The following is a 21,658-nucleotide window of genomic DNA, read 5'->3' on the forward strand; positions in this document are numbered from 1 at the left end:
GGAGAGCCTCATGCACAAAATACCCTACGCACTGGCCGCAATTGGCCTCGCAGCCGTTATGTCACATTCAGCTATGGCTGAGACCATGAAACTCGGTTTTCTGGTGAAACAGCCGGAAGAGCCCTGGTTCCAGACTGAGTGGAAGTTTGCTGATAAAGCCGGCAAAGAGATGGGCTTTGAAGTCATTAAAATTGCCGTACCGGACGGCGAGAAAACGCTGAACGCCATCGACAGTCTGGCGGCAAGCGGGGCAAAAGGCTTCGTTATCTGTACGCCAGATCCCAAACTCGGCTCCGCTATTGTGGCTAAAGCACGCAGCTACGATCTGAAAGTCATTGCGGTGGACGATCAGTTTGTCACTGCCAAAGGCAAACCGATGGAGACTGTGCCGCTGGTAATGATGGCCGCCACCAAAATTGGCGAGCGTCAGGGACAGGAACTCTATAAGGAGATGAAGAAACGCGGTTGGGAAGCGAAAGATACTGGCGTAATGGCGATCACCGCTGACGAGCTGGATACCGCCCGTCGCCGCACCGGTGGATCAATGGATGCGCTGAAAGCGGCCGGCTTCCCGGCAGATCAGATCTACAAAGTCCCTACCAAATCCAACGACATCCCGGGCGCCTTTGATGCCGGTAACTCACTGCTGGTACAGCATCCGGGCGTGAAGCACTGGCTGATCCTGGGCATGAATGACAACACTGTGCTCGGTGGCGTTCGTGCGACGGAAGGTCAGGGCTTCAAGGCAGCAGACGTGATTGGCATTGGCATCAACGGTGTGGATGCCGTGAATGAACTCTCAAAAGGCCAGGCTACCGGCTTCTACGGTTCACTGCTGCCAAGCCCGGACGTGCATGGCTACAAGAGCATCCAGATGCTTTACAACTGGGTGACCAAAGATGCTGAACCAGCGAAGTTTACCGAAGTGACCGACGTGGTGCTGATCACCCGTGACAACTTCAAAACGGAACTGGCGAAAAAAGGCCTGATGTAACCCCGTGAGGACGGCGCCACGCGCCGTCCTTTTAAAGCTGGCAGGAGGAATAATGAGTACGCAACCCGCCTATCTGAGTTTTCATGGCATCGGGAAAACCTTTCTCGGCGTTAAAGCCTTGCAGGATATCAGCTTTGAATGTGGTGCCGGAGAGATCCATGCCCTGATGGGGGAAAACGGCGCGGGGAAATCCACGCTGTTGAAAATTCTCAGCGGCAGCTATCAGCCCAGCAGCGGAGAGATCCGCCTCAAGGGGGAGCCCGTCAGTTTTACGCACACCACAGCCGCGCTGGATGCGGGGGTAGCCATCATCTATCAGGAGCTGCATCTGGTGCCGGAAATGTCGGTGGCAGAGAATATCTATCTGGGCCAGCTGCCGCAAAGAGCGGGCTTTGTTAACCGCAAGCTGCTGCGGTATGAGGCCGGAGAACAGCTGAAAAACCTGGGGATGGATATCGACCCGGATACTCCGCTTAAGTCACTTTCACTCGGCCAGTGGCAGATGGTTGAAATTGCCAAAGCACTGGCGCGTAACGCCAAGGTGATCGCCTTTGATGAACCCACCAGTTCGCTCTCTGCCCGTGAGATTGAGCATCTGTTCCGCGTGATCCGTCAGCTGCGCGAGCAGGGCCGCGTGGTGCTGTACGTCTCGCATCGCATGGAAGAAATTTTCGCCCTGAGCGATGCGATTACCGTGTTTAAGGATGGTCGCTATGTCCGCACCTTTAACGATGTCCCCAACACCTCGCACGATGAGCTGGTGCAGGCGATGGTAGGGCGTAATATCGGTGATATCTACGGCTATTCACCGCGTAAAACCGGCGCGGTGCGGCTGCAGCTGAATGAAGTGCAGGCCAAAGGGGTAAGGAAGCCAATTTCGCTTAACGTTCATGCTGGCGAAATCGTGGGGCTGTTTGGCCTGGTCGGGGCCGGTCGCAGCGAACTGATGAAAGGGCTGTTTGGCGCCACCAAACTCACCGGCGGCGAACTACGTCTGGATGGCGAACCGATTGTGATTAAAGAGCCAGCCCACGCGATCCGCGCCGGGATCCTGCTCTGCCCGGAAGATCGTAAGGCGGACGGCATCATTCCTGTTCACTCGGTGCGGGACAACATCAATATCAGCGCCCGGCGCAATAACCTTACCGCAGGCTGTCTGATCGACAATCAGTGGGAAGGTAAAAATGCGGCGAAGCATATTCGTTCCCTTAATATCAAAACGCCTTCAGCCGATCAGCTGATCATGAACCTCTCCGGGGGTAACCAGCAAAAAGCCATTCTGGGCCGCTGGTTATCTGAAGATATGAAAGTGATCCTGCTTGATGAGCCAACCCGCGGCATCGATGTCGGCGCCAAAAATGAAATCTATACCCTGATTTATGCGCTGGCGGAACAGGGCATTGCCGTGCTGTTTGCCTCCAGCGATCTGCCTGAGGTTATGGGGCTGGCGGACCGCATTCTGGTGATGAGAGAGGGCGAAATTGCCGGTGAGCTCAGCCATGACCAGGCCACGGAAGCGTTAACGCTCAGTCTTGCTATGCCAAAAACCACCCAACACACTGCCGCTGTGGCCTGATTAGAAGGAGTATCGTTATGTCATCTTCCACCACGTCCTCTGCAACGCCACCGACGCCAGCCCGGCGGCGGGTGAATTTAAGCCGCATCTGGGATAATTTCGGCATGCTGGTGGTCTTCGCCGTGCTGTTTATCGGCTGCACCATTTTCGTACCGAATTTCGGTTCGCTGATCAATATGAAAGGCCTGGGACTGGCGATGTCGATGTCCGGCATGGTCGCCTGCGGCATGCTCTTCTGCCTGGCTTCGGGGGATTTTGACCTCTCCGTCGCTTCGGTTATCGCCTGTGCCGGGGTGACCACCGCCGTGGTTATCAACATGACCGAAAGCCTGTGGATCGGTATCGCTGCCGGTCTGCTGCTGGGTGTGGCCTGCGGCTTCATCAACGGCTTTGTAATTGCCAAACTGAAAATCAATGCGTTGATCACCACCCTGGCGACAATGCAGATCGTACGTGGCCTGGCCTATATCTTCTCCAATGGTCAGGCGGTTGGGATTGAAGATGAACGCTTCTTTGCGCTCGGCTATACCAACTGGTTTGGCGTACCGGCGCCCGTGTGGCTGACTATTGGCACCATGATCATCTTTGGTTTCCTGCTGAACAAGACCACCTTTGGCCGCAACACGCTGGCTATCGGCGGTAATGAGGAAGCGGCTCGCCTGGCGGGTGTGCCGGTGGTGCGGACCCGCATCATTATTTTCATCCTCTCGGGCCTGGTATCCGCCGCAGCCGGGATCATTCTGGCTTCGCGCATGACCAGCGGCCAGCCCATGACCTCCCTGGGCTATGAGCTGATCGTTATCTCCGCCTGCGTATTGGGTGGCGTCTCGCTCAAGGGCGGCATCGGCAAAATCTCCTATGTAGTAGCAGGTGTGCTGATCCTGGGGACCGTTGAGAATGCGATGAATTTATTGAATATCTCGCCTTTCTCACAGTATGTGGTGCGCGGTCTGATACTGTTAGCGGCGGTTATTTTCGACCGTTACAAACAGAAAGCTAAAGCGGCCTGACAGGAGGCGTTATGTACCATCGTTTAGCGCCGGTGGCGCAGTCAAACCCGCTCTTACCCGGTTACCAGTTTACCGCATGGCTGGTCGCCGGTATGACGCCAATCAATGCCGGGGACGGGCTGGACTTTCTTATTGATCGTCCGCAGGGTATGAAAGGTTTTATCATCAACCTGACCACCAAAGGTCGTGGTCAGGTCTTTAATAATGAACATGCGTTTGACTGTGAACCGGGTGATTTGCTGCTTTTTCAGCCCAAAACGCCCCATTATTATGGCCGATCGCCGGAAAGCGACTGCTGGCACCATCGCTGGATCTACTTCCGTCCGCGCGCCTACTGGAGCGACTGGCTGAAGTGGCAGGATGAGAAGCAGGGGGTGGGCAGGCTGAGGCTGCCGGAGCGCCTGAGGGGAGAGTTTGAAAGGCTGTTTGCCAATATCGAACAGACGCATACTTCCGGCAGGCGGTTTGCGGAAGAGCTGGCGATGAACCTGCTGGAGCGGCTGCTGCTGCGCGCGGTGGAGGAGGATCCGCGCAGTCATCAGCAGATCCGCGACCCAAGAGTGATCGAGGCGTGTCAGTTCGTCACCAGCAACCTGGCGGGTGAGCTGAAAATTGATGAAGTGGCCAGCCACGTCTGTCTCTCTCCCTCACGCCTGGCGCATCTCTTTCGCGAGCAGATGGGGGTTAACTTGCTGCGCTGGCGGGAGGATCAGCGGGTGATCCGCGCCAAACTGCTGCTGCAAACCACACAGGAGCCGATTGCCACCGTAGGGCGGATTGTGGGCTATGACGATCAGCTCTATTTCTCCCGCGTGTTTCGTAAACGCGTTGGCGTCAGCCCCAGCGACTTCCGCCGTCGTTCGCTGGATGCCCACGATGCGCTGGTGGCGCAGGAAACCTGGGACTTAAGCGCCATCAGTTAAGCGAAACGGGACAATTCAGCGCATTCCCGCTTGTCCTTACCCGGTTGATAGTCTTAAATCATCTGGGTAAAGGACAAGAGGAATGCAAATGAGCGACAAAATACGTGTAGGGCTGGTGGGTTACGGCTTCGCCAGCAAGACCTTCCATGCGCCATTAATCGCGGGCACCGCCGGGATGGAACTGGCGGCCGTTTCCAGCAGCGATGCCGGCAAAGTGCACGCTGACTGGCCATCCACCCAGGTGGTGTCAGACCCGCAGACCCTGTTTGACGATCCCACCCTGCAACTGGTGGTGATCCCCACGCCAAACGATACCCACTTCCCACTGGCGAAAGCCGCGCTGAATGCGGGCAAGCATGTGGTGGTGGACAAGCCATTTACCGTTACCCTTTCTCAGGCCCGTGAGCTGGATGCGCTGGCAAAAGCCAAAGGGCTGCTGCTTTCCGTTTTCCACAACCGACGCTGGGACAGCGACTTCCTGACGCTGAAAACGCTGCTGAGCGAGGGGACGCTGGGTGAAATCCGCTACTTTGAATCCCATTTTGACCGCTTCCGCCTGGAAGTCCGTAACCGCTGGCGTGAGCAGAAGGGCGCAGGCAGCGGCATCTGGTACGATCTGGGGCCACATCTGATCGATCAGGCTCTGCAGCTCTTCGGCTCGCCGGTTGCGATCAACGTCGATCTGGCTGAGCTGCGCCCGGGCGCGCAGACCACCGACTATTTCCATGCCGTGCTGACCTATCCTCAGCGCCGTATCGTGCTGCATGCCAGCATGCTGGTGGCCGCCGAATCGCCACGCTATCAGGTGCATGGCACCAAAGGCAGCTATGTGAAATATGGTCTGGATCCGCAGGAAGATCGCCTGAAAGCGGGTGCCCGTCCGCCGCAGGAGGAGTGGGGTTACGATATGCGCGACGGCGTGGTGACGCTGACAAACGGCGACATGATGGCGGAAGAGACGCTGCTGACCACCCCTGGCAACTATCCAGCCTATTACGCCGGGATCCGTGACGCTATCAACGGCGAAGGCAATAACCCGGTTACCGCGGAAGAGGCTATTCAGGTGATGGAGCTGATTGAGCTGGGCCTGCAGTCGGCAGAGAAGCGTCAGACGCTGTCGCTGAAGTAGGAGAGGGGCGGCGCAGTGCCATCGGAAGGCGCTCCCGCTCCATAAAAAACCCCGAGCAGGCAGTGCCTGACGGGGTTTTTTACTTTATCAGTCAGTTCTTAAGCGGCTACCCTCGCGCGTACCGCTTCTTTCTCCGCTTCCGTCAGAAACGCAATCTTCAGACCGTTCTCCTGCGCGGTGCGGATCTGCGCCGCGCTTAACCCCGCCTGCGGAGCAGCGACTTCATACTCGTGCGCCAGCTCAATGCCCTGTACAGCGGGATCGTCCGTGTTAATGGTTGCCAGAATGCCATGCTCCAGGAAGGTCGCCAGCGGATGATGCGCCAGCGAAGAGACGGTGCTGGTCTGAATATTTGAGGTCAGGCAGGACTCCACGCCAATCTGGTGTGCGGCCAGGAAATCCATCAGCGCCGGATCTTCTACCGCCTTCACGCCGTGACCAATACGCTCGGCACCCAGCTCGCGGATCGCCTGCCAGATGCTCTCCGGGCCAGCGGCTTCGCCAGCATGTACGGTAATGCGGAAGCCAGCGTCGCGGGCGCGGGTAAAGTGGCTCAGGAACTGGCTGCCGGGGAAGCCCAGCTCATCGCCAGCAAGATCGATTGCCGTTATGCCGTCGCGGTGGGCAAGAAACCCTTCCAGCTCGCGCAGGCACGCTTCTTCACCAAAGGTCCGGCTCATAATGCCCGTCAGGCGAACATCAATGTTGTGCTGCTGGCAGCCGGCGCGAACGCCGTCAATAACCGCTTCCACCACGCCTTCTACCGGCAGGTTGTGGGTCATCGCCATATAGCCCGGTGAAAAGCGCAGTTCAGCGTAGTGGATCCCGGCGCGGGCTGCGTCTTCCACATTCTCCATCGCGATGCGACGGCAGGCATCAAGCGAAGCCAGGACTTTTACACCCCAGTCCAGCTTATTAAGAAAGCTCACCAGGTCGGGTTCGGTTTGCGTAACCTGAACGTGAGGACGCAGTAGCTCAAGCGTGGTGGCGGGCAGGGTGAGGTTAAATTCACGCCCCAGATCCAGAATGGTTTGTGCACGAATATTGCCGTCAAGGTGGCGATGAATATCGGTAAGGGGAAGCTGGGTATCGATCATGTCGGCGCACTCGGTTGTTTTCATAAAGTGCATAACAGTATAAAAACAATTTGCGCAACTCCGCCAGCGGTTTGCGCAATCCCGGCTGCAAGTGCTGATTATTTGCGCCGTCCAATGGCTGGAGAGCAGATTATCAGAGCAAATTCTCTATTCCGGCGATCAGACGGTTGAGTCCCTCATCAACTTTACTGCGCGGACATCCCACATTCAGCCGGAGATAACCTTTCCCCTGCGGACCGTAGGTGTAACCCGGCATGATCGCTACCTGCTGCTGTTCAATCAGCTCCCGCTGCAGCGCATGATCATCCAGCCCCAACGGCGAGAGATCAATCCACGCCAGATAAGTGGCCTGAGGAGGTTGCCAATTCAGTGCAGGGAATGCCTGATTCAGCCGCGTCGCCACCCGTTGCAGATTACCCTTCAGGTACTCCCGCAGAGCATCCAGCCAGCTTTCGCCCTGCCGGTAAGCGGCAATATGCGCCGCTACGGCCAGTACGGCGGGGGAAGAGAGGCCGTCAGCTCCCTTCAGCGCCGTGAACCATGCCTGCCTATCCTGCTCATCGCTGATAAAGCCATACGCGCCGGTCAGGGCGGGGATATTGAAGCTTTTTGAGGCTGAGGTGAACAGCGCCCAGCGCTCGCCCGCGACCGCGCTCCAGGGAGTGTGCTGCCGATCGCCCATGATCATATCCATATGAATTTCATCACTGATCACCCGCACGTTATAACGCTGGCAAAGGGCTGAAATCGCCTCCAGCTCTTCACGCCGCCACACCTTGCCGGTGGGGTTGTGCGGACTGCAAAGAAGCAGGATCCTGCACTCATCGCGGGCCAGCATCGCTTCCATTCTCTGCATATCACAAAACCAATCATGCCCCCGCCGCGCAAGCGGCAGAGAGAGGACGCGGCGATCGTTCCCCTCAATCGCTTTATAAAACGCATCGTAGGCTGGGGTGTGAATAGCGACCCCGTCGCCGGGACGGGACCAGTGACGGATCATTTGCGCCACCATATAGATCACCGACGGGCCGTAAACGATCTGCTGCGGATCAACGTTGGTGTCGAAACGGCGCTGATACCAGTGGCTGACAGCTGACAGAAAGTCCGGATGCTGCCAGCGGCTGTAGCCGAGCACGCCATGCGCCAGGCGCTGCAAAAGCGCATCAGTCACGGCGGGGGCGGTGGCAAAATCCATATCAGAAATGGTAAAAGGCAGCAGATCGTCGCGGCCAAAGCGATCGGCGACGAAGTCCCACTGGGTAGACCAGCTGCCGCGCCGGTCGATAACTCGATCAAAATCAAACATTTGCTTTCTCCGTGGTTGTACGCCAGCTTCCCTGCTGGTCTGCCATCCGTTCTTCTGAAACAGAGGCGGAGTGATGGGACAAGGTGAGGGCATCACGTACCCTCAGCCATGATTCAGCCGGGCACCGTCGCCATCATGCTGGCCATCTCATCTTTCACTGACTGAACCTGCGGACCAATCACCACCTGCAGGCTGTGCTGATTCAGATGAACCACGCCAATCACCCTGTTCGCCTTAAGGGCGGCGTCATCTACCAGGCTCATCTCTTTGACCGTAAGACGCAGGCGGGTCAGGCAGTTATCCAGCGAGGTGATGTTCTCCATACCGCCCAGCGCCGCAAGAATAGCCGGAGTGTTGTAACCCGATTTACCCACCGTAGCAGAGAGGCTCTTTTCAACGGTGGTGGTATCGAGATCGCGGCCCGGCGTTTTGATATTGAAATGGGTAATAGCGAAACGGAAAATCAGGTAGTAACCCACAAACCAGACGGCAGCCACCACCGGCACGAAATACCATTTGGTGGCGAGGCCATGCAGGATGCCAAACACCACGAAATCGATAATGTTGCCGTCCGTATTGCCGATGGTCACGCCCAGTACCGCCATCACGGTGAATCCCAGTCCGGTCAGCAGCGCATGGATCAGATAGAGCACGGGCGCCACAAACAGGAACAGGAATTCAATCGGTTCGGTGGTGCCGCCCACCACGCAGGCCACCACCCCTGAAATCAGCAGCCCCTTTATTTTGTGTCGGTTTTCAGGACGGGCGCAGTGGTACATCGCCAGCGCTGCGCCCGGTAAACCGCCGAGGAAGGCGGGCATTTTACCCTGCGACAGGAAGCGCGTGGCGCTTTCAGCAAAGCCAGAGGTCTGCGGGCAGGAGAGCTGTGCCTGGAAAATGGTTAAAGCGCCGCTGACGCTGTGACCGCAAACTTCCATCGTGCCGCCCGCATCGGTAAAGCGGATAATCGCCACCAGAATATGCTGCAGGCCAAACGGCAGCAGCAGGCGTTCGCCGGTGCCGAAGATCATCGGGCCGAACTCGCCAGCGCCGTTGATAACCCAGCCAAGCCCGGTAATTGCCGCAGCGAACCAGGGCCAGATCAGCGGAACCATCAGCCCGACCAGCCCCATGACCAGCGTGGTAATTATCGGTACAAAGCGCGTGCCGCCAAAGAAGGCGAGCGCGTCAGGCAGACGGATGGTATGGAAACGCTCATGCAGATAAAACACGATGATGCCCACAATGACCGCGCCGAGGATCCCGGTATCGATCGACTGAATGCCGATAATATTCTGGATGTTGTTGGCCTTGAGTAGCGCAGCATCGGTCGCCGGTAAAATCCCTTTCGCGTTAAGCCAGAAGTTCACCGCCAGATTCATCACCGCAAAGCCCACAAAGCCGGAGAAGGCGGCAACGCCCTTATTTTCCCGCGCCATCCCCAGCGGGATCGCAATGGCAAACATCACCGGCAGATAGCTGAAGGCAAACGATCCTACTTTGCTCATCCACAGGAAAATCAGCTGTAAAACCTGATTGCCCAGAAAGGGGATCAGCGTGATGACATCGTGACTGCTCAGCGAGCTGCCAATTCCCATCATGATGCCGCAGAACGAGAGCAGCGCAACGGGAAGCATAAAAGTTTTGCCCAGACTCTGGAAAAATTCCCACAGCGTTATTTTGTGTTTAGTGGCCGACATAGACTCTCCCGGGATAAAAAAAGCTCAGACCGCGCTGAGATAAAAAAATGATAAAACGTTTTATCAGGTATTAATGCGCCATAAGTCACACTCTTCCCGGCAGTGCAGGTTTTATTTCAGGCCTCACAAGTGTAACGTTTTACCTTGTGGTTTCGACCAGGTTCACTAAACGAGTCAGCCAGGGCTGGCTGGAAATTTTATGTCACTGAAAAAAAGCACCATAAATGATGTTGCGCTCGAAGCTGGCGTCTCCGTGACGACGGTCTCTCTGGTCTTGTCCGGAAAAGGGCGCATCTCCTCTGCCACCACCGAACGCGTTAACAAAGCTGTTCAGGCGCTTGGGTTTGTTCCAAATCGCTCTGCCACCATGCTCAGAGGCGGCGGCAGCGGGGTGGTGGGATTGATCGTCCGCGATCTCTGCCATCCTTTTTACGCTGAGATGACCGCAGGCCTCAGCGAAGGGCTGGAAGCGCAGGGCAAAGTGCTGTTTCTGACGCAAAGCGGGCCGAAGGGCAAGCAGATTGACCGCTGTTTCGATACGCTGGTGGCGCAGGGGGTGGAGGGGATTGTATTAGGCGGCGGTGCGGAGAACGCCTCGCACCTTGTTGAAAAAGCGCGTGAGCAGGGGATCGCCCTGATCTGCGCCTCACGAGCCAGTAGCCTGGAGGAGACGGACTCTATCCGTCCCGATAATCTCCACGCTGCGCAGATTGCTACGGAGTATCTGATCAGGCGGGGCCACCACTGTATTGCCTGGCTCGGCGGCTCCGGCTCTTCCCTGACCAGAGCGGAGCGCATCGGTGGCTACTGCTCAACGCTGTTACAGTATGGTTTGCCGTTTCGCAGCGAATGGATTATCGAAAGCGGCCGCTATCAGCGGGATGTGGCTGAACTGACCGAAGATCTGATCCATCATCATCCCACCATTACCGCGATCCTTTGCCACAACGCATCAGTAGCGCTGGGCTGCTATTTTGGGTTACAGCGCACGGGCAGAATCATCGGCAAAGGGGGGGTGGACAGCTACTACGGACAGCAAATGGCGCTGGTAGGCTTTGGTGACGCGCCGGAAGCGGAACTGACCGATCCGCCGCTGACCTTTATCACCAGCTCGGCCAGAGAGATTGGGCGTACGGCGGCGCAAAGGCTGCTGCAGCGAATGGCCGATCCGGCCGGAGCTGTGCAAAACAGTATCCTGCCGCCGGTGCTTATCGAGCGCGGGTCTGCATAAATAAAGGGGCGGTAAAAGCCTGACTCAGATCGCCAGCGAGGCGGAGGGCAGATAAAAAAGGGCGCGATAATCGCGCCCTGATAAAAAACTCACCGTTATTGCGGCATCTCTGCTGGTGCCATGCCACCCAACATATAGCGCGCCAGGAACTGATCCAGCGCCATTTTTTCACCGTTCATTGTTACCTGGCCCGTCGCATACTGTAGGCTGGTGACGATATTGTTATCCTTCCGGGTGGTCAGCTTAAACATCTGACCCATTGCCGCCACGCCTTTCACCTGCTGATCGGCCAGCTTCGCGGCATCCTCTTCTTTATAACCTTCCGCCATCGCCACGTGAGTCATCATCTCGGTCGCCATCGGCATTGAGATGCTCAGCTTGCCATCCAGCGTTTTCAGGACGTTATCCACGGCCTGACCGATGTTCTGCGGTTGAGCGGTGTTAGTGGAGGGATCCTTGAAGTGCACCGAGAGATTGAAGCTGCTCTCGCCTTTATCATTCTTCCAGCTGAAGGGGGCGATGTTAACTACCGGGTCGCCTTTCAGCAGCAGGGGCAGGTTAGCCGTCAGGATCTGGCTCATGCGCTGCTGGTAAAGTGCCGGATTGTCGCCGATCCCGGGCTCATTCATCAGCGCCTGTACCTGGCTGTTGTAGTTGTCAGAGAAGGCCTTCATGCCGTTGGCGTCAAACTGCGACAGCTTAATAGAAAGCTTACCTTCACCAAAGTTCTGGTTTTGCAGCTTCAGGGAATCCAGGGTGTAATCAATCGTCCCGGCGATCAGGCTCTTTTCAGAGTTGAAGGAGGATTTTCCCTTCAGGCCTTCAGCGATAAACGCTTCCTGGCCATTAACGGCGGCGGTGAGTTTCTGCAGATTGATGCTCTGATCGCCCACGCGCATCCCTTCCGGACTGAGGTGGGTGGAGGCATCCAGCTTCAGGCCGTTAGCGGTAAACAGCACCGGCATGTCGAGCTGATTTTTGGTAGTCAGCACCAGGCTGTCCAGATTACCGCTGAAATCAACTTTGTCGCCCTTGTCATCCGCGCTGACGTTGAGCGTGCCGCCATTAGAGGCAAACCGCTCTCCGGTCTGGCTATTGTTGTAATCCATCGGCAGCAGATGAATGTCAGAAACGGTAGTGCCGCTGTAACCCACACGCGTTTCTGCCTGAATAATCGACTGACCTTTGGTCATTTCAAACAGCTTCTTCACCGCATCGGTGTTTTCCAGCTGAGTGTGTACGGAAGCCATACTTGGGATCAGATTGAATTTTTTCAGCTGGGCAAAAGGGAAAGGGCCATGGTCAATCTTCTCGTTAAAGACGATGCTCTGGCCAGGCTTGATCAGGGCGTTATCTTCAGTCTGCGAGTTGGACTGCAGCACAAAACGGGCAGTACTGCTGAAAACGCCGCGTCTGAAATCCTGATAGCTCAGCTTCAGGCGGCTTTCCGGCGCCATATTATTCATCTGGGCATTCGCATTCTGCACCAGCCGATCCATATTCTTTTCCAGTTGTTTCCCGGTAAACCAGGCGGTTCCGGTCCAAATCACGCCGAGTGCGACTACTACTCCAATCGCTATCTTTGTCTTTTTCATCTGTAAAGTCGTCCTTTTAGTCACTGGCGCCGGCAAATCGATGCTGGGGGCAAAGGCCTGGCGAATAAAAAACGCCCGGGGGCGTTTTTGTTTAATAATTTGATTAATAATAGCAATTGTGGCGCTTTACGTCAGCCGCAATCCTGCAGATCGTTAAAGACCCGCGCGACCCGTCCATTGCCTGCCAGGGTAAGGGAAGAGTCCGTTGCCGGAACAAAACAGGACTCGCCGGGCTTAAGCGTCAGCTGCTGCTCACCCTGAATGACAACAGCCTGGCCCTCCACGCAGAACAGAATGGCGGCGCTTTGCTGGTGTATGGGAGCGGGCGTGGGGCTGAGCTGGTGCAGGGAAAAGGCAAAGTCATCCACCGGCACCGGGAAGTTCAGGGTGGTCCCCACCTGCTCCGGCTGGGTGAGCAGGCTGGCATAAGGTTTAGCCTCGAACTTCAGGTTGGCCAGCAGTTCAGGAATATCGATATATTTTGGCGTCAGGCCGGCGCGTAACACGTTATCTGAATTTGCCATCACCTCCAGCGCCACGCCCTGCAGATAGGCATGCGGTGTTTCAGCAAACAGAAACATCGCTTCGCCAGGCTGCAGCTCAATCACATTCAGCAGCAGCGGGGAAAAGAGTCCGCTGTCATCCGGGTAGACCTCCGCAATCAAAGCCACGGTCTCCCACGGCTCGCCTTTACGGCTTCTCAGTTCGCTCTTGAGCAAATCCAGCGCCAGGCTTTTTTGTTCCCCTTCCATCGACAGCAGGGCAGCAAACAGCGTTGAGAGGCCGCTCATCTCAGGTGACTGCAGGAAGTGGGCAATAGCCGGATGCGCGCCTGCTACGGGTTGCAGCAGAGAGATAATTTCATGGAGTTCACGAAATCCGTTGATCGCCTTAAATGGAGTAAGGGCAAACACCAGTTCTGGCTTGTGGTTGGCATCTTTATAATTGCGGTTCGCTGCCGAAAGGGGAATACCGGCAGCATTCTCTTTAGCAAACCCCGCTTCGGCAGCGGCCTTGCTGGGATGAACCTGAATGGATAAAGGCTGGTCAGCGCAGAGTACCTTGAATAAGAAAGGCAGCTCTCCAAATCGCTCTGCCACGGCTTTACTTAATAAAGCCTCTTTATCTGCCTCTATAACCGTGCGCAGCGACTTTTTTTCACCGTCAACGTCAATATAAGAGGGACTTTTAGGATGCGCACCCATCCAGAGTTCAGCCATAGGTTGCCCATCCGGATTGGCAATCCCATAGAGATCCGTCAGAGCCGTCGGGCTTCCCCAGGCGTAATTTTGCAGCGAATTGATCAATTTTTGCATGTTAACTCACCTGTATTCCGATAATTTCTCGGGATATTAAAGCAGAAAACCGTGACGAAAAGACATTGCGGTGTGCAATAAGAGCGTATGGGTCCCATAATGTTAAATTATTGTATGACACACTACGCCCCGCGCTTTCAGCCCGGAAGGGTAAAAGAAAGGGTTAATATTCATATCATTGTGTAGAAGGAGAGAATCATGGCTGCCAACCGCATTGAGAAAGATTCAATGGGTTCCATCGAAGTTCCTGCGGATAAACTCTGGGGGGCACAGACGCAGCGCTCCCTGGAACATTTTCGCATCTCCACGGAAAAAATGCCCGTTGAGCTGGTGCGGGCGCTGGCGCTCACCAAGCGCGCAGCGGCGAAGGTTAACAGCGATTTAGGGCTGCTTCCGGCTGAACGCGCCACCGCCATTATCAGCGCGGCGGATGAAGTCCTTGCCGACAAGCACAGCGCGGAGTTCCCGCTCGCTATCTGGCAAACCGGCTCCGGTACGCAAAGCAATATGAATATGAATGAGGTGCTCGCCAACCGTGCCAGTGAGATCCTGGGCGGCGTACGCGGCATGGAACGTCTTGTTCACCCTAACGACGATGTGAACAAGAGCCAAAGCTCGAATGACGTTTTCCCGACCGCGATGCACGTCGCTGCCGTGCTGGCGGTGCAGGAGCATCTGCTCCCCGAACTGAAAACCCTGCAAACAACGCTGAATGAGAAAGCGGAAGCCTTTAAAGATATCGTCAAAATTGGCCGAACTCACCTGCAGGACGCCACGCCGCTGACGCTGGGTCAGGAGATTTCCGGCTGGGTGGCGATGCTGGGGCACAATCTCAGGCACATTGAACAGAGTATTCCGCATGTGGCTGAGCTGGCGCTGGGCGGCACGGCGGTGGGGACCGGCCTCAATACTCATCCTGAATATGCCGTTCGCGTGGCTGAAGAGCTGGCTAACCTGACCAGCCAGCCGTTTGTCACGTCACCCAATAAGTTTGAAGCGCTGGCAACCTGCGATGCGCTGGTGCATGCCCACGGTTCACTCAAGGGCCTGGCCGCCTCTCTGATGAAGATCGCCAACGACGTTCGCTGGCTCTCTTCCGGCCCGCGTTGCGGCATCGGAGAAATCTCCATACCTGAGAACGAGCCGGGCAGCTCAATTATGCCAGGGAAAGTTAACCCGACACAGTGTGAAGCCATGACAATGTTGTGCTGTCAGGTGATGGGAAATGACGTAGCCGTAAATATGGGCGGCGCTTCCGGTAACTTCGAACTGAACGTTTACCGTCCGATGATTATTCATAATTTCCTGCAATCGGTGCGTATGCTGGCAGACGGTATGGATAGCTTTAATCACCATTGCGCCGTAGGGATAGAGCCGAACCACGATCGCATCTCTCAGCTGCTCAATGAATCGCTGATGCTGGTCACGGCGTTAAATACGCATATCGGCTACGATAAAGCCGCAGAAATAGCCAAAAAGGCGCATAAGGAGGGATTAACCCTTAAAGCTTCAGCGCTGAAACTTGGCTATCTCTCGGAAGAGGAGTTTGATGCCTGGGTACGCCCAGAAGATATGGTTGGCAGCATGAAGTCATAACATTCTTACGATAAAAAGAGCGGGGATCATCCCGCTCTTTTTTGCTTTTATCACGGTCAAACTTCCCTGTCGCTATATAAATGCAGCCTTGGGATCACCGAAAAGAGAGGTTTAGCCTGAGGCTTAAATTTGTGAACCACATTATCGGCATCATAATTGAGCAACTCGCCTAATTTCGGCACGCTGGTTGCATCCGGGCAAAGAATCAGTAGCGGTGAAGGGCAGGCAAGCTGCGTTTGCTTCTGCTGCTGTTTATTCCATACGCGTGCAATGGGCTGCACCTTAACCGGGCGTTTTATCTTTAGCTTCACGGAAGCGGGCAGGGAATTAAGCAGCGCGATCTCTTCAGTGAGTTTTTCCGCCCACTCTTCTCGCGTCCAGGGCGCCATTGACCGTCCCGCCTTGACGCTTTTATTCAGTTTTTCCAGCATCTCTTCGCGTGTGACATTTTTAATAATATGTTTGTTGGCCCAGCCAAAATGCAGGGAATCGGCTGAGTCCAGCAGGGTAATTGTCCTGTAAGCATTAAGCGTAATTAGCCCTTTCAGATGCGTATGGACAAATTCAAACCGCTCTTCACTCGGCACGCCAGATTCCACCGTAATAATCTGCTCAAGGCGCTGTTTAAGGCTATTTATGTGATCGATATGCTGGCGCACCCGCTGAGCTTGTTCAGGGCTGGCGGCAAAGCAGAGTGCGCCCGGTAAGCGAACCGCAGCTTTAGTACTTAACGACTCAGACTGATGCTGAATAAAAAGGCGCAGGTAGTGTTTGAGGGCAAGATCCAGAGCGGGTTGCGCCAGGTGCTGTCTGACCGGGATTTTACGCACCGGGTCATGCTCTTTGCCCTTAAGGACGGGCGGCAGCTCAAATACCCGGGCTACTAACAACCGCAGGTCAGGCAGGGAGTTGGTGAACGTTTTCAGCGCGGCCTCAAGGTCAGCCACGCAGCGGTGGAGATTATCTACGGCTTCATAACGACTCATCTGGCATCCTTAGTTACAACATACCAATCAGTGACAGCATAATATAACAATGAGGGGCTTATAAAACGGAAAAATTAAGCGGTCAGGGATAATAAACCGGAAGGGGGCCACGCCAGGATAAGCTGACGTGGCAGGAAGATTAAATCAGGAAATCTTCCAGTTTTTTACCCTGATCTAATGCCTGCTTAATTACCGCTGGGGTACGACCCTGGCCGGTCCAGGATTTAGTTTCACCGTTTTCGTCGGTGTACTGATATTTAGCCGGGCGGGGAGCACGTTTAGCACGGGATTTGCCCGTAGTGGTTTCGGCCGCAGTCAGTTCGCTTAAATCAATACCGTCATCCAGCAGCATCTGACGATATTTCGCCAGCTTCTCTTCCTTTTCCTTGACTTCAGAAGCAATGGCCGCTTCTGATTCACGACGTTCATTCACTACCGCTTCGAGTTTTTCCAGCATCTCTTCAAGTTCAGTTAAAGAAACTTCACGAGCCTGCGCACGAAGAGTTCGAATGTTATTTAATACTTTCAGAGTTTCGCTCATAAAGGAATCCGTAGCGTTGAGTGGTTTAAAAATTAAACAGTCCAGGTAACAGGGCTCAGTGTACAGAGAAAATTCCCGGTAAAAAACAGTTAATGCGTAAATTCGTTATTTATTTTATGCGCCGTCACCTTTTTAAGCGAAAGAGCAGGGCGCCTGCATTAATATATTTACATTAATAAGACAAATCTTAACGGTGTATGAGCAGAAGTCTTGGACAAATGAACAAACGCCATTTTTGAAGAGAAAGGTAATTGCCGGAGAGATTCACACAGCTATATTCATCCGCTCCGGCAGGGCAGCACTTAAAAGCTTCAGAGCCACAGTTAATATGAGTGAGCGCCGCAATACTTCTGGCTGGTGAAAATTAGTCTGCTGACAGGGCGACAGTAATAACACCTCTCTACGGCAAGATTAAAAGCGGTTTATCTGGCTGACCGCCAGAGAGACTGAAAAGAAGCACCATTTTGCTGGAGTTTAAAAGCAGAGGCTTATTAAAGGGCCTGAAGTCAGGAAAGCGGACAAAAGGAGGGCGTTACAAACAGAGTGCTGGCTGCATTTTAGTTACAACATGCTAATATGCATATTAACAAACCATCGCGATAAACCCGAGCTAATCTGAAGAAAAAAGTCGCTGTAACTATGCCTGGCAGGCTGGAGATGAGCTGATAAAATGCGAAGGTTCGTGTTGAACGCCTCCTGGAGCTATAAATGAAAACACCCCGTATGCGCTGGTTCTGGCTGATTCTGTTTTCCGCTCTTACTGTAGTGGGGCTGGAGAGCCTGAATCTACCGGCAGCGCTACTGTTGGGCCCCATGGCGATGGCTATTGTTTTTGCAGCGCGAGACAAGCCATTGGTTATCCATCGCCAGCTCTTTTCTCTGGCTCAGGGGGTGGTAGGGGTGATGATTGCCAGAGCGATGCCAGCCTCGCTCTTTGTTGAAATAGCTAAGAACTGGCCGCTGTTTGTCGCCAGTATCTGTTCGGTGATTATTGCCAGTACATTTCTGGGGTGGTTACTGGCTCGCTGGCAAGTGTTGCCAGGTTCAACCGCTATCTGGGGATCGTCACCCGGTGCAGCCACCGCCATGACATTAATGGCAGAAAGTTACGGGGCCGACGTGCGGCTGGTCGCCTTTATGCAATATCTGCGGGTAGTGATCGTAGCTGTAACGGCAACGCTGGTGGCACGTATCTGGGCGCCCGCAGCGCCTGCAGGCAGCATGACCTCAAGCTTTGATATCATTCAGCCTGTGGCATGGGGCCATTTTTGTTATACGCTGCTGGTCATTGCCGGGGGGGTGCTGATAAGCCGTCTCTGGCGTATTCCGGCAGGGCCGTTACTGATCACGCTTGCGGGCGGGGCGCTCTTGCAGGATTTTAACGTTATTGCGATTGAACTGCCGCCAGCCTTGCTGATGATGGCTTATGCGATTATTGGCTGGAGTATTGGACTGCGCTTTAACCGGGCTATTCTGATGTATGTTGCAAAAGCCTTGCCGCGACTCTTGTTATCAATATTCAGTCTGGTAGCGATCTGCGGCCTGTTTGCTTTTTGCCTGGTCCATTTTGCCGGTATCGAGCCGCTGACAGCTTATCTGGCTACCAGTCCGGGCGGTGCCGACTCTGTGGCTATTATCGCTTCATCCAGCCACGTCGATATGCCGTTTGTGATGTCGATGCAAACCGGGCGTTTTATTATTGTGCTGCTGACAGGACCTGCGCTTGCAAGGTGGGTTGCCAACTCGATGGCGGCGAAACAACCAAAACAGCAGACCCCGCCCTGAATATAAAAGCCAGGCGTATGCCTGGCTTTATTACTGAACAAGAGGGCGTTATGAGACTTCGGGGAAAGGCATGGTGTTGCCCGGCGCTTCCCGATGAATATGCAGGAAGGTTAAATGACGCTCATACTGATCGAGAATGTCATTAATAATCTGCTCTTTGGTGTAATCCATCAGGTCATTGCCCTGCGTACCTTCAAGCAGGAATGTTTCCAGCCGGAAATAATCTGACTTGCCGCTGCGTGCCCGATAGGTAAAGGCGGGAACAGAGTAGCGCTGAGGCCAGATCTGGTAAAGGAAGCGCTGTTCTTCGCCCAGGCTAACTAACATCTCCAGATGATTCAGACGCTCATCTTCCAGCGGCGGCAACTCGTTGACCTGCACCTCGGCACCGCGCCTTTCCAGTTCCAGCGCTACCTCCTGCATGGCGGGCAGACAAACGGTATCCAGCATCTTTTTAGTGTGGGTGCTGCCAGGGTAATTCATCACGCGAGAAATACGCTGCTTCCAGTTCAGGCGGTCTTCGCGGGACACCGGGACGGGCGGGGTGCTGACCACGCTGCTTGCACGACGGTGATCTTCCACACGCAGAGATTTATACAAACCGGCCATAACAAAGAAAATCACAAAGCTGAACGGCAGCCCCATAATCACCGTGGTTTTCTGCAGCGCCGTAACGCCATTGACCATCAGCATTCCCAGCGTGAGCAATCCAATAGCCAGTGACCAGAAGATCCGCAGCCAGTTTGGTGCATCGTTATTGATGTCACTGAGTCGTGAGGTGAAATTGCCCAATACCAGCGAGCCGGAATCTGCAGAGGTGACGTAGAACAGCAGGCCGGTAATGGTCGCCACCGAAGCGCTGAAGGTAAAGGCGGGATATTGCGCCAGCAGGCTGTAGAAGCCGCGCTCAGGATGCGCCAGCGTTTCCTGCGCAAAGCCCAGGTTGCCGTGGATAATTTCATTCAGCGCGCTGTTGCCGAAAATCGACAACCAGAGCAGGGTGAAGATGAAGGGAATAGTCAGCGTGCCGACAACGAACTGTCGGATTGTACGGCCACGAGAGATGCGAGCCAGGAACAGGCCGACAAACGGCGACCAGGCAACCCACCACGCCCAGAAGAAGAGCGTCCAGTTGTTCATCCATTCTGTTGGGCGATCGAAGGCAAAACTGTTCAGCGTCATGCCCATAAAGCGATTGATATAATCCCCTACGTTGAGCACCAGCGCATTCAGCAGGAAACTGGTATCGCCCATAAACAGCACAAAGAGGATCAGACCCAGCGCCAGCAGAACATTCAGTTCCGAGAGGATCCTGATCCCTTTATTCACGCCAGAGGTCACTGAAATAGTCGCCATAATCACTGAAAGGGCGATCAGCGCAGCCTGCGCCGTCAGCCCTTCAGGCACATGGAACAGCACATTGAGTCCATAGTTCAGCTGAACTACGCCAATCCCAAGCGTAGTGGCAATACCAAAAATGGTACCAATGACCGCAGCAATATCAACAGTGTGGCCAATCGCGCCATTAATACGTTTGCCAAATATGGGGTAGAGTGCAGAGCGGATAGTTAGCGGCAGACCGTAGCGGTAGCTGAAGTAGCCCAGAGCGATCCCCATCAGCGCATACATTGCCCAGCCGGTTAAACCGTAGTGGAACAGTGTCCAGACCATCGCCTGGCGCGCCGCTTCCATTGTCTGACCCTGGCCTTCAGGCGGCATCATATACTGTGTCACCGGTTCTGCTACCGAGAAAAACATCAGATCGATACCAATACCTGCAGCAAACAGCATTGCAGCCCAGCTCATCAGACTGAATTCCGGTTTGGACTGTTCCGGCCCCAGTTTGATAGAGCCAAAGCGGGAGGCAGCAATCACCACCACAAAGACGATATAAACCGTCGCGGCCAGCAGGTAATACCAGCCAAAGGTATTTGATACCCACTCCAGCGTTTTGTTAATCCACCGATCGGATAAGTCAGTAAAAAAAATGGTGGTTAAAGAAAACAGCAATATCAGCGCTGCAGAGGTGTAAAAGACCACGGGATTTATGCGGTCTTGTTGTTCTTTGCTGGATATTTCAGTCGTCGGCATACCTTCTCCGAAATTAATCAAGATTGAACCTGATATTCGCAAAGCGTGCCTTAGCGCATACTGGGAAAACTCCGCCGCATATCCGCTAACTACACTGGGGAAAACTCAGGTGTGTAAAGTTATCTTTTTGATTTAACTCTGTTAATTAACCATTTTTTCACCTTTTCAATAACATAATGTGCGAAAACTGGTAACCATCATAGTTTTTATTGATTGAGCATTCAATTAAAAATAACTTAAGTTCACAGGGTTAATTTATTTCCACACTAAGAGTAGATATATATTTCCACAGCTTATTTATGGGATATAAAACAGGAACCAGGATGATTTTTGAGGTGATTGAGCGCTGGTGAATTTGTGCGCAGAGTGCAGAGACGGAGAAAGTAAGGGAGGGGGAGAAGGAATATTTTCTTTGCCTGAGAGCAGAGAGATAACCGCCGCCAGCAGTTGAGCTGACGGCAGGGCGGCTGTCGAAATTAATTATAAATGATGGCGGTGCCATGCAGGTTGTTCTGACCAGAGGTCGAAGTGATGAGGAAAGATTTCGCGCCTGCCCCCTGAGCCTTTTCCGAGAGTTGTGCCTCCAGAGAAGCCAGGTTGGTACTGCCGGTTGCGCTGATCACCCCCAGTTTTTGCTGATTTGCCGGGGCGCTGGTAACCAGCTCTGCCGCCATGCTGCCAAAAGAGAGAGAACTTAAAACAGCTGCGGCGATAACTAATTTGATGTTTTTCATGACGATACCCTTAATAGTTTAAAATTTTACAAACAAAGCTCATTCGGT

General features: G+C 54.3%; 17 protein-coding genes. 8 read left to right on the forward strand and 9 right to left on the reverse strand.

What is annotated here, in order from left to right; all coding sequences use genetic code 11:
• Window positions 1–10 precede the first annotated feature (10 nt).
• From Q3V30_RS09565 to Q3V30_RS09585, 5 genes are all read left to right on the forward strand, one after another.
• Window positions 11–994, forward strand: a complete 984-nt coding sequence (locus Q3V30_RS09565; RefSeq protein ID WP_306212739.1) for an arabinose ABC transporter substrate-binding protein — start codon at window positions 11–13, stop codon at window positions 992–994.
• 52 nt (window positions 995–1,046) lie between these two features.
• Entirely contained in the window at window positions 1,047–2,570 is a 1,524-nt protein-coding gene (araG, locus tag Q3V30_RS09570; protein WP_306212741.1) for an L-arabinose ABC transporter ATP-binding protein AraG, read from the forward strand.
• A gap of 17 nt (window positions 2,571–2,587) precedes the next feature.
• Complete coding sequence (araH, locus tag Q3V30_RS09575; RefSeq protein WP_306212743.1) at window positions 2,588–3,580, forward strand: L-arabinose ABC transporter permease AraH; 993 nt, start codon at window positions 2,588–2,590, stop codon at window positions 3,578–3,580.
• An 11-nt stretch (window positions 3,581–3,591) separates the two neighbouring features.
• Entirely contained in the window at window positions 3,592–4,503 is a 912-nt protein-coding gene (gene araC, locus Q3V30_RS09580) for an arabinose operon transcriptional regulator AraC (protein WP_306212745.1), read from the forward strand.
• Between the two features lie 88 nt (window positions 4,504–4,591).
• Window positions 4,592–5,632, forward strand: coding sequence for an oxidoreductase (locus Q3V30_RS09585; protein WP_306212747.1), 1,041 nt, complete (start codon window positions 4,592–4,594; stop codon window positions 5,630–5,632).
• Between the two features lie 98 nt (window positions 5,633–5,730).
• Here the strand turns inward: Q3V30_RS09585 and add are convergent, their stop codons facing one another.
• From add to malX, 3 genes are all read right to left on the reverse strand, one after another.
• Window positions 5,731–6,729, reverse strand: coding sequence for an adenosine deaminase (gene add, locus Q3V30_RS09590; RefSeq protein WP_306213156.1), 999 nt, complete (start codon window positions 6,727–6,729; stop codon window positions 5,731–5,733).
• Between the two features lie 133 nt (window positions 6,730–6,862).
• Window positions 6,863–8,035, reverse strand: coding sequence for a MalY/PatB family protein (locus tag Q3V30_RS09595; protein ID WP_306212749.1), 1,173 nt, complete (start codon window positions 8,033–8,035; stop codon window positions 6,863–6,865).
• A 113-nt stretch (window positions 8,036–8,148) separates the two neighbouring features.
• Window positions 8,149–9,735 (reverse strand): maltose/glucose-specific PTS transporter subunit IIBC, encoded by a 1,587-nt coding sequence (gene malX / locus Q3V30_RS09600; protein WP_306212751.1) that lies wholly within the window; start codon window positions 9,733–9,735, stop codon window positions 8,149–8,151.
• A 199-nt stretch (window positions 9,736–9,934) separates the two neighbouring features.
• On the opposite strand from malX, the gene Q3V30_RS09605 reads away from it, so the two are divergent.
• The gene (locus tag Q3V30_RS09605) at window positions 9,935–10,966 is read left to right on the forward strand and encodes a Mal regulon transcriptional regulator MalI (RefSeq protein WP_306212752.1); all 1,032 of its coding nucleotides are present in this window, start codon (window positions 9,935–9,937) and stop codon (window positions 10,964–10,966) included.
• Window positions 10,967–11,061: 95 nt separating this feature from the next.
• Here the strand turns inward: Q3V30_RS09605 and Q3V30_RS09610 are convergent, their stop codons facing one another.
• Both Q3V30_RS09610 and manA read right to left on the reverse strand, forming a co-directional pair.
• On the reverse strand, window positions 11,062–12,561 hold the full coding sequence (locus tag Q3V30_RS09610; protein ID WP_306212753.1) for a YdgA family protein: 1,500 nt from the start codon (window positions 12,559–12,561) through the stop codon (window positions 11,062–11,064).
• Between the two features lie 131 nt (window positions 12,562–12,692).
• Window positions 12,693–13,877, reverse strand: a complete 1,185-nt coding sequence (gene manA / locus Q3V30_RS09615) for a mannose-6-phosphate isomerase (RefSeq protein ID WP_306212754.1) — start codon at window positions 13,875–13,877, stop codon at window positions 12,693–12,695.
• Between the two features lie 198 nt (window positions 13,878–14,075).
• Here manA and fumC point away from each other — a divergent pair, with 198 nt between their 5' ends.
• Window positions 14,076–15,473 (forward strand): class II fumarate hydratase, encoded by a 1,398-nt coding sequence (fumC, locus tag Q3V30_RS09620; RefSeq protein ID WP_306212755.1) that lies wholly within the window; start codon window positions 14,076–14,078, stop codon window positions 15,471–15,473.
• 56 nt (window positions 15,474–15,529) lie between these two features.
• On the opposite strand, the gene tus is transcribed toward fumC, so the two are convergent.
• Together tus and Q3V30_RS09630 are read right to left on the reverse strand one after the other, a co-directional pair.
• Window positions 15,530–16,459 (reverse strand): DNA replication terminus site-binding protein, encoded by a 930-nt coding sequence (tus, locus tag Q3V30_RS09625; protein ID WP_306212756.1) that lies wholly within the window; start codon window positions 16,457–16,459, stop codon window positions 15,530–15,532.
• A gap of 139 nt (window positions 16,460–16,598) precedes the next feature.
• Complete coding sequence (locus tag Q3V30_RS09630) at window positions 16,599–17,000, reverse strand: H-NS family histone-like protein (RefSeq protein ID WP_306212757.1); 402 nt, start codon at window positions 16,998–17,000, stop codon at window positions 16,599–16,601.
• A gap of 708 nt (window positions 17,001–17,708) precedes the next feature.
• On the opposite strand from Q3V30_RS09630, the gene Q3V30_RS09635 reads away from it, so the two are divergent.
• The gene (locus Q3V30_RS09635) at window positions 17,709–18,785 is read left to right on the forward strand and encodes an AbrB family transcriptional regulator (RefSeq protein WP_306212758.1); all 1,077 of its coding nucleotides are present in this window, start codon (window positions 17,709–17,711) and stop codon (window positions 18,783–18,785) included.
• Window positions 18,786–18,833: 48 nt separating this feature from the next.
• On the opposite strand, the gene Q3V30_RS09640 is transcribed toward Q3V30_RS09635, so the two are convergent.
• Both Q3V30_RS09640 and bhsA read right to left on the reverse strand, forming a co-directional pair.
• On the reverse strand, window positions 18,834–20,876 hold the full coding sequence (locus Q3V30_RS09640) for a choline transporter (RefSeq protein ID WP_306212759.1): 2,043 nt from the start codon (window positions 20,874–20,876) through the stop codon (window positions 18,834–18,836).
• Window positions 20,877–21,352: 476 nt separating this feature from the next.
• On the reverse strand, window positions 21,353–21,610 hold the full coding sequence (gene bhsA, locus Q3V30_RS09645) for a multiple stress resistance protein BhsA (protein WP_306212760.1): 258 nt from the start codon (window positions 21,608–21,610) through the stop codon (window positions 21,353–21,355).
• Between the last annotated feature and the right edge of the window lie 48 nt (window positions 21,611–21,658).

It is taken from the genome of Erwinia pyri (assembly GCF_030758455.1).
Classification (GTDB): domain Bacteria; phylum Pseudomonadota; class Gammaproteobacteria; order Enterobacterales; family Enterobacteriaceae; genus Erwinia; species Erwinia pyri.

Coding starts and splice junctions, on each gene's coding strand:
- malX (WP_306212751.1), bottom strand. CDS start 9,735: ATGTCGGCCACTAAACACAAAATAACGCTGTGGGAATTTTTCCAGAGT.
- Q3V30_RS09630 (WP_306212757.1), bottom strand. CDS start 17,000: ATGAGCGAAACTCTGAAAGTATTAAATAACATTCGAACTCTTCGTGCG.
- add (WP_306213156.1), bottom strand. CDS start 6,729: ATGATCGATACCCAGCTTCCCCTTACCGATATTCATCGCCACCTTGAC.
- bhsA (WP_306212760.1), bottom strand. CDS start 21,610: ATGAAAAACATCAAATTAGTTATCGCCGCAGCTGTTTTAAGTTCTCTC.
- Q3V30_RS09585 (WP_306212747.1), top strand. CDS start 4,592: ATGAGCGACAAAATACGTGTAGGGCTGGTGGGTTACGGCTTCGCCAGC.
- tus (WP_306212756.1), bottom strand. CDS start 16,459: ATGAGTCGTTATGAAGCCGTAGATAATCTCCACCGCTGCGTGGCTGAC.
- Q3V30_RS09605 (WP_306212752.1), top strand. CDS start 9,935: ATGTCACTGAAAAAAAGCACCATAAATGATGTTGCGCTCGAAGCTGGC.
- Q3V30_RS09565 (WP_306212739.1), top strand. CDS start 11: ATGCACAAAATACCCTACGCACTGGCCGCAATTGGCCTCGCAGCCGTT.
- araC (WP_306212745.1), top strand. CDS start 3,592: ATGTACCATCGTTTAGCGCCGGTGGCGCAGTCAAACCCGCTCTTACCC.
- Q3V30_RS09640 (WP_306212759.1), bottom strand. CDS start 20,876: ATGCCGACGACTGAAATATCCAGCAAAGAACAACAAGACCGCATAAAT.
- manA (WP_306212754.1), bottom strand. CDS start 13,877: ATGCAAAAATTGATCAATTCGCTGCAAAATTACGCCTGGGGAAGCCCG.
- araG (WP_306212741.1), top strand. CDS start 1,047: ATGAGTACGCAACCCGCCTATCTGAGTTTTCATGGCATCGGGAAAACC.
- Q3V30_RS09635 (WP_306212758.1), top strand. CDS start 17,709: ATGAAAACACCCCGTATGCGCTGGTTCTGGCTGATTCTGTTTTCCGCT.
- fumC (WP_306212755.1), top strand. CDS start 14,076: ATGGCTGCCAACCGCATTGAGAAAGATTCAATGGGTTCCATCGAAGTT.
- Q3V30_RS09610 (WP_306212753.1), bottom strand. CDS start 12,561: ATGAAAAAGACAAAGATAGCGATTGGAGTAGTAGTCGCACTCGGCGTG.
- Q3V30_RS09595 (WP_306212749.1), bottom strand. CDS start 8,035: ATGTTTGATTTTGATCGAGTTATCGACCGGCGCGGCAGCTGGTCTACC.
- araH (WP_306212743.1), top strand. CDS start 2,588: ATGTCATCTTCCACCACGTCCTCTGCAACGCCACCGACGCCAGCCCGG.